Source organism: Dysgonomonas sp. UBA7710, from assembly GCF_002482385.1.
Lineage (GTDB): Bacteria > Bacteroidota > Bacteroidia > Bacteroidales > Dysgonomonadaceae > Dysgonomonas.
In genome coordinates this window covers 76,284-88,410 of record NZ_DLFW01000049.1, presented here as the reverse complement: position 1 = coordinate 88,410, position 12,127 = coordinate 76,284, and the positions used below count along the sequence as shown (strand labels likewise).

At 39.2% G+C, this 12,127-nt stretch carries 9 protein-coding genes; 5 read left to right on the top strand and 4 right to left on the bottom strand.

Annotated features, from left to right (window positions below; all coding sequences use genetic code 11):
• Positions 1–155 precede the first annotated feature (155 nt).
• Positions 156–2,564, top strand: coding sequence for a BamA/TamA family outer membrane protein (locus tag B3317_RS17790; protein ID WP_291114355.1), 2,409 nt, complete (start codon positions 156–158; stop codon positions 2,562–2,564).
• A 135-nt stretch (positions 2,565–2,699) separates the two neighbouring features.
• Positions 2,700–3,521 (top strand): tetratricopeptide repeat protein, encoded by an 822-nt coding sequence (locus B3317_RS17785; RefSeq protein ID WP_291114353.1) that lies wholly within the window; start codon positions 2,700–2,702, stop codon positions 3,519–3,521.
• A gap of 7 nt (positions 3,522–3,528) precedes the next feature.
• On the opposite strand, the gene B3317_RS17780 is transcribed toward B3317_RS17785, so the two are convergent.
• On the bottom strand, positions 3,529–4,728 hold the full coding sequence (locus B3317_RS17780; protein WP_291114351.1) for a hypothetical protein: 1,200 nt from the start codon (positions 4,726–4,728) through the stop codon (positions 3,529–3,531).
• A 412-nt stretch (positions 4,729–5,140) separates the two neighbouring features.
• Here B3317_RS17780 and B3317_RS17775 point away from each other — a divergent pair, with 412 nt between their 5' ends.
• The 3 genes from B3317_RS17775 (at position 5,141) to B3317_RS17765 (ending at position 8,042) form a co-directional block, all read left to right on the top strand.
• Complete coding sequence (locus tag B3317_RS17775; RefSeq protein WP_291114349.1) at positions 5,141–5,776, top strand: peroxiredoxin; 636 nt, start codon at positions 5,141–5,143, stop codon at positions 5,774–5,776.
• Positions 5,777–6,131: 355 nt separating this feature from the next.
• Positions 6,132–7,313 (top strand): MalY/PatB family protein, encoded by a 1,182-nt coding sequence (locus B3317_RS17770; RefSeq protein WP_291114348.1) that lies wholly within the window; start codon positions 6,132–6,134, stop codon positions 7,311–7,313.
• Between the two features lie 105 nt (positions 7,314–7,418).
• Positions 7,419–8,042: an FKBP-type peptidyl-prolyl cis-trans isomerase gene (locus tag B3317_RS17765; RefSeq protein WP_291114346.1), complete on the top strand. Its 624-nt coding sequence runs from the start codon at positions 7,419–7,421 to the stop codon at positions 8,040–8,042.
• An 84-nt stretch (positions 8,043–8,126) separates the two neighbouring features.
• On the opposite strand, the gene B3317_RS17760 is transcribed toward B3317_RS17765, so the two are convergent.
• From B3317_RS17760 to B3317_RS17750, 3 genes are all read right to left on the bottom strand, one after another.
• On the bottom strand, positions 8,127–9,068 hold the full coding sequence (locus B3317_RS17760; protein WP_291114344.1) for an aldo/keto reductase: 942 nt from the start codon (positions 9,066–9,068) through the stop codon (positions 8,127–8,129).
• Between the two features lie 117 nt (positions 9,069–9,185).
• Positions 9,186–9,602, bottom strand: coding sequence for a GNAT family N-acetyltransferase (locus B3317_RS17755; RefSeq protein ID WP_291114342.1), 417 nt, complete (start codon positions 9,600–9,602; stop codon positions 9,186–9,188).
• A gap of 4 nt (positions 9,603–9,606) precedes the next feature.
• Positions 9,607–11,088, bottom strand: coding sequence for a DUF3943 domain-containing protein (locus tag B3317_RS17750; protein WP_291114340.1), 1,482 nt, complete (start codon positions 11,086–11,088; stop codon positions 9,607–9,609).
• Positions 11,089–12,127 lie beyond the last annotated feature (1,039 nt).

The following is a 12,127-nucleotide window of genomic DNA, read 5'->3' as shown; positions in this document are numbered from 1 at the left end:
AAGAAACAATTAAAACCCTAAATTTGTCGTTCATTTGATAAATATGAAGGTCACAGACCTGTTTATTACTTTTGTATTTACAACAGCAATAGTTGATTACGACTAGATAACGTTGCTTTAAATACTATCTTTTACTTATATTTGTAAGGTTGCCAATGAGGTATAAAATAATAGTTTTTGCGCTTGTAATTAGTTTTTGCGCCATTTTTATTCAATCTTGTAGTTCCACCAAATTTGTTCCTGATGGAGAATATTTGCTGGAGAGCGCTACTGTAAAGAGCGATAAGAAAGTTATACCAACCTATGAAATGGAGACTTATATAAAGCAGAAGCCAAACTATAAGACTTTTTCCATCTTTAAATTACCCCTTTTTATTTACAATCTTGCCGGGACGGATACGACCAAATGGATAAGCCGTACTTTGATACATGCGGGAGACCCGCCTGTGCTCTACGATAGTTCGATGGTACATCTGACTGTAAATAATCTGGAAAGGATAATGACAAACAAAGGGTATTTGAATGCGGAAATAACTCCTATTATCGATTTGAATAAAAAGACAGCGAAGATAACATACGATATAAAAGCAGGAGAACCTTACCGGATCAGCAATTACAGAATAGATGTAAACGACAGTGTCATATCCAATCCGATACTGATAGTGCCTCCATCACGTAGAAACGAAAATAAGGACGGGATGATACAGCCTCCGCTGAGTATAGATACCATACTTAAAAGAAACAGCCTGGTGAGGAAAAATTCGATATTCGACCTTGATATGCTCGATCAGGAAAGAGACCGGATTTCTTCCATTTTCAGAAGAGCGGGTTATTTTGCGTTTAATAAAGAATATATTGGATTTGAGGCAGATACGACATTAGGTAAAAATAATGTGGAATTGGATCTTACTATATTTCCTTTTATGCAGGGTACTGCCGGCGGGCAGACTACTTCTGTGCCTCATCGTCAATACAGAGTAAAAGCGGTGGAGCTGTATGTTGACTATAATCCTCTGGAGGACGGCAATTTGAGCCAGTATCAGGAGACAACAGTTTACGAAAGAGGCGGTTATAAAATAAAATATGGTCCCAGAGGGGAATATATAAAACCGAATGTAATACTCAATAATTGCTATATTACCCCGGGAAGCCTGTATAATGAAACCCTGACAGCCATGACATATAGCGCCTTATCGCAACTGAAGATTCTCAAAAATGTAAATATTGCATGGGAGAATGATTCTACCGATCTGCGCTGTATAATCACGTGTGTGCCGGACAAAAAACAAGGAATCTCGGCAGAAGTGGAAGGTACCAATTCGGGAGGCTTCTTTGGCTTGGGTGCGGGAGTGGGCTATCTGCACCGGAATGCATTTAAAGGTTCGGAACAATTTAGTGCCCGCTTACGTGGTGCTTATGAAGCTATCACACCAAATTTTTCCAGCTTTTATAAGAATTATTTTGAGATCGGAGGAGAAACTTCCCTTACGTTTCCCCGGTTTATGTTTCCGTTTCTCAAGCGTGATTTCCGGCGTAGTATACATGCTTCTACACAATTTAATACGAGTTATACCTTTCAGCGAAGACCGGGCTTCTTCACCCGTACTGTTTTAGCAGGTGGGGTAAAATATATATGGCAGGATCGCAGGCTGTCTTTAAACCGGCATATATTCGATCTGATAGATATCAGTTATGTACATTTGCCTCAAAGTTCGTTAGATTCTACATTTTACAATAACCTGTCGGCTGCTGCCCAGCAATATAGTTTCAATGACCACTTTATTATGAGTATGGGATATACATTTTCCCGGTCAAATATTGCCAGCCCTACCAGACGGAACCAACCTGTTTATTCTATACGTGCATCTATAGAAACGGCAGGTAATGTGTTGGCCCTGGCTGCGGCTATTGCTAAAGCAAAGCCTAATGAGATGGGCTCTAAGCAGATATTCGGGACTAATTTTGCGCAATATGTGAAGGGGACAGTTGATTATAGTAAGACATATCAGGTGGATGAGAAGAATTCTTTTGCATGGCATGTTGGAGGTGGTATTGCCTATCCATACGGAAATAACGAACAAATACCTATACAGAAACGGTTCTTCTCCGGAGGCGCAAATAGTGTAAGAGGTTGGTCGATCAGGGAACTGGGGCCGGGATCATACTATTTTAAGCCGTCAGAAACAGGTAATGTCAACGACAAAGACAACTTCTATTACCATTCAGGAGATATTCGTTTCGATGCCAGTCTTGAATACCGCAGCAAATTGTTCTGGGTATTGGAATTAGGAGCTTTTATCGATGCCGGAAATATATGGACTGTAAAGGAATATGAAAAACAGGAAGGAGGCAGTTTTAAAGTGGATAAGTTCTATAAGGAAATAGCAGTTGCATGGGGACTTGGGCTCCGTTTCGACTTCGATTATGTCCTTATCCGTCTCGATTGTGGTTGGAAAGCATATGACCCGTCAGGTGATCCTAATACAAGGAGATGGCCAATTTCGGAACCTTTTAAAATTAAGAAGAATACTGCATGGCATATTGCGGTGGGATATCCATTCTGATGTTATCTTGCAAATAGGTGAAGGAAAGTATAACAACTTCACCGCCTCTTTTAATTCTTTTTAGACAATATGTTTTAACAAAGTTAGTTTATAAGGCGTACATTTGTTGATAAATAACTAAATGAATATCTGTTGATGAAAAAGATACTCCTGTCCTTGTTTATTATTGGTTTTACTCTCAATCTGACAGCCCAGACATACGAAGATATGGTGAGTCGTGCCATGGATTATGTAGAGCAGAATGATTATGCAGCTGCGGAGCAGGCGATGAAGGCCGCTTTGCGAAAAGAGCCAGCCAATCCCAATAACCCCATGTTGATGGTGAATCTGGGAACTATACAACGTAATCTGGGAGAACTCGATGCGGCGTTGATCTCATATAATGTCGCCATAGAGAAATATCCTGATGTACCTTTTATCCGGCATAACAGGGCTGCACTTTATTGCGAGATGAACAGGTTCGACGATGCCCTGAAAGACTATAATACAATACTTGGAACGGACCCGAAAGACTTGGAAGCATTATACCGAAGGGGATTGATTTATATTAGTAATAAGAATCTTTTCGCGGCAGAAGAAGATTTTGAGAAAATTATAGAGTTGTATCCCGAAAATCTGAATGGGAAAATGGGGATAGCTGCTATAAAAAAACGCAGGTCGGAATGGAAAGAAGCTGAAGAAATGTACGCGGATCTGATATATAAGCATAAATCGAATGCTGATCTGTATTACAATCGTGCCGAATGTTATTTGAGGCTCAATAAACTGGCAAGTACAGAAAACGACGTAAAGAAAGCATTGGAACTCGGCTATAATGGTGCGCCTATCTATATTCTGAGGGGGCAATTAAGGCTGGCTCAATATGAAAAACGCTTAGCCCGGGAAGATTTTCTAAAAGCAAAAGAACTGGGTGCGGATGAGAGTATTGTAGAGGATTTTTTACGGCTTTGCAAATAAGTCCGCCTTATTTCTGTGATAATGACTTAACAATTATATAAGCCCAATATCTGCTATTATGCTTTACCGGGCAAAGTGGAAGATAACCTTCGAGTAGCCTGTTATCTTTAAATACAGCAGGATACTGTTCTTCCATCAGTTTGTGACGGTTAAAAATTTCTCCTTCTTTGGAACTGAACTCGAGGAAATATTCACCATCCGACAAGGGGGATATATAATTCTCGAACAGACGGATTGTCAGGTATCCCATATTATAACGCATATTTATTTCCAGGCAAGGGTGTATTTTATATTCACCCTCTTCTTTATATATAAGCATATCCACGCCTATACAGCCTTTGTAAAGAGACGCATATCTCTCTCTTAAAATAGCAATCAGTTCCAACTTGATTTTATCCAGAAGGGGTAGGGGGATATTCTTAGTAAGCTCGTTTATGATATTCTCCTGCGAACCCAGATAATTTCCCTGATATGCGCCTTTATTAGTTGTATAGAATAAAGAATATCCCGCAAAGTCGATACTTCCTTGTCCATCACATATAAATTCCATTGCAAAATCAACCTGTTTATCTAAAACCTTTTCGATAGAAACACTACCTTGCTTCTTTAGGATACCATGTAATATTTGCCGCTCTGTACGTGTCAGCCCTGTCGCGGGAAGCCATAGCAAACCCCGGCCTGATGAAGAATAAGGCGCTTTCGCCAATAATTGTTGAGGAGAACTATTCACTGCTTCTTCAATATCTTCGAGTTTGTCATAAAAATGGGTGGCGATGCTTTCTGATATTTCGGGCATGTTTGCAATAATATCTTTTAAACAATCGTTTGCAGCCTGCCTGCTATTGAGGTAAATGTATGCCTCATTCCATTCCGGTATTTTCAGGCTTGTGTCATATTTTTTATTCAGTTCGCAGAAGTAATATATGGCTTGTGGTGATATTCCCCATAACGATACCTCCATTTCCGGGTAATGATGTAAATTTTCGGCAGTTATATGCTTAGGTAGTGACGGAAAATATTCTAACAAGAATCGATAAAATTCACTATCGTTTTTTTCATCGGTCAGGACTAAATCGCAGGCTGCACCATACCATGCCGGAAGAAAAGACAGTTCCTTTTGCATCGATACAATATTTGACGGTGCTGTATAATATGGAGAACTGTTTTTTACAGCAGTTTCGTGTCCGGGATTGAAGAAGAGAAGCATTGCAATTAATTTAAGGTCACAGGCCTATTTATTATTCAAGTAAGCGAAACGACGGGAATCGGTTATCATTTCAGATCAAATCATTAAATTCTATTTAAACTTAAGTAATAAAAAGAATTTATTAATATATTCTTGTCATCCTGAGGAACGAAGGATCTCTTTCCTTCTTTTCCTGACAAATGGGTCGGGATGCTTCCTTCGTCAGCATGACAAGAGAAAGAAAAGTATATCATTAATATTTATGGAATACTTAACGATTGCAAAAATAGTGAATATCTTTGAAATCTCCGATTTATAAAAACGGTATAAACGATGTCAATATTAACATAATAATTATCTATTTGACTTATTGGAAATAAGGGTTTATATTTGTGTCGGAATTGAAAATAACTAACTCAAAAAATAATAGATTATGTCAGTATTAGTAGGAAAAAAAGCGCCTGTGTTCAAGGCTAATGCAGTGGTAAACGGTAACGAAATAGTAGAAGGCTTTTCATTGGAACAATTCAAAGGAAAGAAATATGTTGTATTCTTTTTCTATCCTGCCGATTTTACATTTGTTTGTCCAACTGAGATCATTGCTTTCCAGGAAAAAATAGCAGAATTCGAATCCCGTAATGTAGCAGTGGTCGGTGCTTCAACTGATTCAGCTTTCTCACACTGGAAGTGGCTGCAGACAGAACAGAACGATGGCGGTATCAAAGGGGTTAAATATCCATTGGTAGCAGACCAGAGCTTAATGATATCTTCGGCATATGATGTATTGGCCGGCGCATTCGATTATAACGATGAGGGTGAAGATGTATTTAATGGTGCACCTCAGGCCTATCGCGGTCTTTTCCTTATCGATAAAGATGGTGTAGTACGTCATCAGGTGGTAAACGATATGCCACTGGGTCGTAGTGTGGATGAAATTCTTCGCGTAATCGATGCCCTTCAGTTTACTGAAGAATATGGTGAGGTTTGCCCTGCTAACTGGAAAAAAGGAGATAAAGCCCTTAAGGCAACGCAAGAGGGGATATCGGATTATTTATCACACAAACATTGAGGATCAATCTTATATAAGCGATAGAACGTATTAATGCAACACACTTCAAGCATAACTGACTATTGTTGTTGCAGATACAAAACTAATAAATAGGTCTGAGACCTTAGTGGAATATTTTAGGTTAATTTAGTTCAAAAAGCCGTAATCGGGAGATTACGGCTTTTTGTTTTATTAATGGTTACTAATTGGAAAAGAATACATATCTCATAATTTATTATTCCTGTTATCACAAAGTACTTAAAGTGAATAGAGATTGTCCGACGATCCACAAATAAATAATTTCTATCTTTTATTAAGACTTTATTCTGCTAACTATTCTGTACCTTTGCGGTTGCTAATTTAATTTAACCGAATTGTGAAATATAATTTCGATCAGATAATCGACCGCAAAGGAACAAATGCCCTTAAAACTGACGCACTGGAGCCGCGCTATGGAAATCCCGATCTGATACCCCTATGGGTGGCCGATATGGACTTTTTGTCACCTCCGGCAGTTACGGAGGCTATTATAGAGCGGGCAAAACATGGTATATTTGGATATACATGTCCGTCTCAGGCATATTACGATGCTATAATCAACTGGGTGAACAAAAAACATGACTGGAAAATAGCACAGGAATGGTTAACATTCATTCCCGGTATTGTCAAAGGAATTGCTTTTGTAATCGACTGCTTTACAACCAAAGATGATAAAGTAATTATACAGCCGCCGGTTTATCATCCTTTTCGTATTATACCTACATTACATCACCGGCCGGTAGCAGATAATCCATTGATATTAGAAACCGGACAATACAGGATGGATCTGGGCGGATTGAAAAATATAATAGATTCGTCATGTAAGATACTTATCCTTTGCAATCCTCACAACCCCGGCGGACGGGTATGGACACGGCAGGAATTGGTTGATATAGCTGAAATCTGTTATGATAATAAGATACTTGTCATCTCGGATGAGATTCATTCCGACCTGGCATTTACACCGCATAAGCATATTCCTTTTGCCAGTGTGTCAGAGAAAGCTGCTCAAAACAGCATAACATTTATGGCACCGAGCAAGACGTTTAATATCGCAGGTATTGTAAGTTCCTATTCAATTATACCTAATAAGGATTTGAGGGATCGATTCAATGCTTATCTTTCGAGTAGTGAATTGGAAGAAGGGCATATCTTTGCCTATCTTGCCGCACAAGCTGTTTATGAACATGGTGATGAGTGGCTTACCGAGGCAAAGGAGTATATCTGGAAAAACATTACTTTTGTAGATGAATACCTGAAAGAGAATATACCTCAAATAAAGGTTATGCTGCCGCAGGCATCTTTCCTTGTTTGGCTCGATTGTAAAGAACTCGCGCTTCAGCAAAAAGAACTGGTTTCGCTATTTGTAAAGGATGCCAAATTGGCACTTAACGATGGAACCATGTTTGGGCAAGGAGGGGAAGGATATATGCGTTTGAATGTAGGTACGCCTCTGTCTAATATCCGGAAAGCGTTGGATAATCTTAAAAAGGCGGTAGATTCCAAACAAATTGGTTAAGATAGTTGTTTTAAAGCGAAATCAGGCACGATTGTTGTCTTCAAAGAATAAACAAAAGAGTCTCAACAGACTTTGGTTATTAATTAAACAAACAAATACTTAAAAATGAAAATTTCAACAAATAAGTTTGTTTCTTTATCTTATGATCTTAATGTAGGTGAAGGTGAAGAACGTGAACTAATGGAAAGAGCTACAGCTGAGACTCCACTTGAATTTATCTACGGAACAAACTCGATGCTTGAGGCTTTTGAAAAGAATCTGGACGGATTGGCAGAAGGCGATTCTTTCGATTTCGTACTTACTCCGGACGAGGCATACGGTGAATACGACGATGATGCATTGGTCGACTTACCCCGCCATATATTTGAACAAGACGGCAAACTTAATGAGGAAGTGATCTTCGAAGGGAATATGGTACCGATGATGGACTCGAATGGTAACCGCCTGAATGGTTCTGTGGTAGAAGTTAAGGACGATGTTATCAAAATGGACTTTAACCACCCGTTAGCAGGTGAAACATTGAACTTCTCAGGTAAGGTTCTTAATGTCAGAGAATCTACAGCGGAAGAAATAGCTGCTTTATTTGCTCCTCAGGGAGGTTGCGGCTGTGGTTCTGGTTGCGGCTGCGGAGATAGCGAAGGCGACTCTTGCGGTTGTGGCAGCCACGAAGAAAAAGAGATGGCCGGAGCAGGTGGCTGCGGTTCAGGCTGTGGTTGCGGCGGACACTAAATAAGATTTTGATTATATAATGCAAGAGGACAGGGCTTTAACCTGTCCTTTTTGTTTATATCTATGATCTTTGGATGTTTTTACTTATTCGCTGGCATTGTTCAGCTTTTCAATATCTTCTTTGCCTAATTTCAGATCAACAGCTTTCAGTATATCTAGCTGGGTAGCTTTGGAAACGCTGGCTATAGGTGCCGTAATAGATGGATGCGCTATAAGCCAGGCAAGAGCTACCTGGGCAGGAGTCGCGTTCAGCCGTTCCGAGACCTGAGTCAATGCATCCAGAATCCGTCTTCCTCTATCATTCATATATTCATTTACGGCATCGGATCTATTACCTTTAACTTCTTCATCAAATTTGTACTTTCCTGTAAGAAAGCCACTTGCCAATGAATAATAACTGACTACACCCAGTCCGTATCTCTCGACTACACGTTCGTATTCTGTTTCATACTTATACCTGTCATAGAGGTTATACTCAGGTTGGAGGCAGATATATTCAGCATATCCGTTATCCTTACTTTTATGAATAGATTCTACAAGTCTTTCAGCACTCATATTCGAAGCTCCTATATACCGGACTTTGCCTTCTTTTATTAGTTGGGAATAAGTTTCCAGTGTTTCCTCCTGTGGAGTAACAAGATCGTCGTAATGAGAAAAGTAGAGGTCTATATAATCTGTTTGCAGGCGTTGGAGTGAATCTTCTACCTGTTTTAATATATAATCTTTTTTCAAACCTTTATTATCCGGAGAAAATGCGGCTCCTACTTTAGTCGCAATAATAAGGTCTTTTCTTTTTCCTGATTTCTTCAGCCAATTACCAATAATAGATTCCGATTCTCCTCCTTTATTACCGGGTACCCATGCTGAATATACATTTGCAGTATCTATGAAATTAAATCCTGCATCGGTGTATGCATCAAGAATTTCAAATGATACTTTCTCATCGGCTGTCCAGCCGAAAACATTTCCTCCCAGGCAGAAAGGATATACCTCCAGATTTGATTTTCCTATTTTTCTTTTTTCCATTTTAGAGTATAACTAGTTAATAATGATGTTAAAACAAATGGGGTGTAGGAAAAGTTTAGTATTAGAATTAAGTGTTAAGAATAATTTAATTCACATATCTGCTAATTTAAAAATAAGCTAATTTTGAAATTGGAATTTACGTTCCATTACAATATATTCATACCCATTCTGTGAGAAATGCTCATCCGTTTCCTTATATCCGAATTTCTTATAAAAATCGGTTGCATTCGTACGGGCGTTGCACCATAGCCTGTTCAGCTTCATGTCGTTGGCATAATCGATAAGCCACTGCATAAGAGCCGAAGCAAAGCCTTTTCCCTGCATATCGTTGCGGGTTGCCAGTTTGCGGAACTGTACATCTCGTCCGTGAAGAAAGATAGACATGACAGATACCAGTTCGCCATTCTCATATGCTCCGATATGTAAGCCTTGTTCATCATCTGGTAACTTTACAAATTCAGTATCCTTGCCGGGATACATTACTTGCCGACGCATGTTGAGTACATCTTGATATGGAGTTTCGGTTATTATCATAATCTTAAAATTTATAGCTTAGTAGTAAACGGCCTTCCGATGTCTTGGAGAATACATTATCGAAATACCTGTAATTGGTATCCCGGGTATAATTACTGTATATTCCTGTCAGGTAAAGATGCTCGGTCATTTTCAGATCCGCTCTTACGCTAAAAGCATGGAGTATGGCTTGTGACCTATCGCCCTGATAATCGAACTCATGGACATTTATATTTTCCCAGTCTACATTTTCCGGATAGCCTTTCCACGTAAACATGCGATACATCTCGTAAGAGGTAGACACGCTTATTTTGTTTTTGTAGGTAAGGCTTCCTCCTATCTTGGAGCTGAATCCGCTTGCCAGATTATAATTTCGCTTGTCCACTACATAATGGTCGCTGAGCGTACCTCCTAACAGGACAAGTGTGCCGTGCATAAAGGCTGTGAATCTTAAATTCTTCCATCGCTTGTTCTCGTATATGAATCCCGAACCTGCAGAAGCCGGAGTACAGAATTTGTATGGAATTTGGCCCGACACATCGGATATCGTATCAGAGTCGTAATAATCGAAATGCTGATAGAATCCGAAGCTAAGGAAATCCTTCTCATTATCAATTACTTCTGTTACATAAAGACGCCCCAGTATATTTAATTGGCTAAGTAATGGTTGTGAGCCCTGAACATTCAGATTGCTGCGGAACGAAAAGTAATCGTAAGGTTTTTCATTTTCCGTGGCAAAGCGGTCCCCATATTCGATATTGATATCCACGGCAGCGCCGACCCCCTTATCCAGTATCTGCCCTTTCAGTTCCAGCGCCCGTACGCCCGTACCTATTTCCACAGATACATCCGGTACTCCGAATTGTTTACCCGTCGTGGCGCGTTTACGCCATGCATCACCGTTCAGTACACGGGTAAGGCCCCGGGTAGGAGCAATAACAAAAGCGGCTAATTCGCGTCCGAAACGGTTCATTCCAATCTTCCGGTCGTCAAGAACCAGGTCGGATGTGCGGTAAAAAACCTCTCCCAAAGCGAGCCCGCCTACAGGGGTAGCTATGATGTCATTGAACGAAGGATATTCGTTTTCCATAAACAATTCCCACATGGCACTCCCTCCAAGGGCGAAGGCTCCTGATTCCCAAAAGTTGTATCCCCGCGAACGGGCTGAATTGAAATAAAGATTGCCATGATAGGGATGCAGGAACATATTATTGCCCATATCATCATTATCCCATACCCACTTATGCTTAATGTTTTTTCTGATGGTGTGGATATCGATATATGCATAGTCCTGTTTGGCTACATATCTGTTAAATGCCCATAAACCCATATTGAATGAAAATATCTGGGTTGCAGCTCCAAGTCCTTTCTTTTTGGAATAGAAAGCGATATCTATAGAATCGGCAGGTTGCGAAGGAACTACTGTTTTGTGTATGGCAAACTGGGAATATAACGATATTGCAGTTGTAATGAATATGACGGAGGTAGTGAGAAGTCTTTTATACATAGATGTATGCCTGATATTTAAATCATTTTAAGAGTGTAAAGATAAAATAACTAAAGATTCAACAATAATAATGTTAAAAAGTTTAGTAAATAGAGTGTAAAGTAAGAAACTTCTCTTTCTCTGACAAAAAATGACAGCGAGAACAATTAATAATTTGTTTGTCATGATGAGTGGAGCGAAGCATCTTGCCAGTTATCAATAATCAATAATATTCTCTCGCAGAGACGCTAAGGCGCAAGTCTAACCCATCACCATATTTACGTTTATTAACTGTATTTGGTTAAAACCTGACATATCTGACAGTTTTTTCATTGTTTTTATCTTGTTTTTTTACATCCGTTAACTATATATGGTTAAAAGGTAACAAAGGTAACACTTTTACAGTCAACAGTTAGCAGTCATCAGTCAACAACTGGTATCTTGTCCACTCTCATATAACTTTCAACTTAATACTTAAAACTTACTACTTGCTAAAAGTAACACATGTATTAAGTACATGACAAAAGATTTCGTAATTAAATCGTCGCCTTGCGAAAACGGCCTTTATTTCAAAGGCGGGGCGGGGCACCCAATCCGGTGAAGTCGGCGTAGAGCAAAAACGTGTTTGAACTTATCTGCTGCTGGAAAATATAACCGTTTTATGAGCGAGTTTTTTTGCTCAGCCGGCAAACCGGTTTTGGGTCGCCGTGAAATGCAGCCTTGAGTTTTTGTAACTTTTTGGTCAAGCAAAAAGTTAATAAAATAATTTAACCACAAAGGGCACAAAGTATTACACAAAGAGCACAAGGAGTATAAGAAATTTTTGCCATGTACTATGACAACTTTTACTCATTTTTTATTTATCAATTTTTTCAGGGGCAATATACTAAAGGATCATTTCAAGGAGCGCAGAACCGATAATATTTATAATTATAAGTTCTGCTATATAGATAATTATTATTTAATCTGTTTATATATTTCAGAGATTGGTTTTGTGAAATGTCCTGATATTTAGGTGCAGCTTTTTTGAGGGTTGATTGATTCCGGATATTTGTTAGCT

Excerpts from the sequence above, each read along its gene's own strand:
- B3317_RS17790 (WP_291114355.1), top strand. The coding sequence starts at position 156 with ATGAGGTATAAAATAATAGTTTTTGCGCTTGTAATTAGTTTTTGCGCC.
- B3317_RS17750 (WP_291114340.1), bottom strand. The coding sequence starts at position 11,088 with ATGTATAAAAGACTTCTCACTACCTCCGTCATATTCATTACAACTGCA.
- B3317_RS17775 (WP_291114349.1), top strand. The coding sequence starts at position 5,141 with ATGTCAGTATTAGTAGGAAAAAAAGCGCCTGTGTTCAAGGCTAATGCA.
- B3317_RS17785 (WP_291114353.1), top strand. The coding sequence starts at position 2,700 with ATGAAAAAGATACTCCTGTCCTTGTTTATTATTGGTTTTACTCTCAAT.
- B3317_RS17760 (WP_291114344.1), bottom strand. The coding sequence starts at position 9,068 with ATGGAAAAAAGAAAAATAGGAAAATCAAATCTGGAGGTATATCCTTTC.
- B3317_RS17765 (WP_291114346.1), top strand. The coding sequence starts at position 7,419 with ATGAAAATTTCAACAAATAAGTTTGTTTCTTTATCTTATGATCTTAAT.
- B3317_RS17755 (WP_291114342.1), bottom strand. The coding sequence starts at position 9,602 with ATGATAATAACCGAAACTCCATATCAAGATGTACTCAACATGCGTCGG.
- B3317_RS17780 (WP_291114351.1), bottom strand. The coding sequence starts at position 4,728 with ATGCTTCTCTTCTTCAATCCCGGACACGAAACTGCTGTAAAAAACAGT.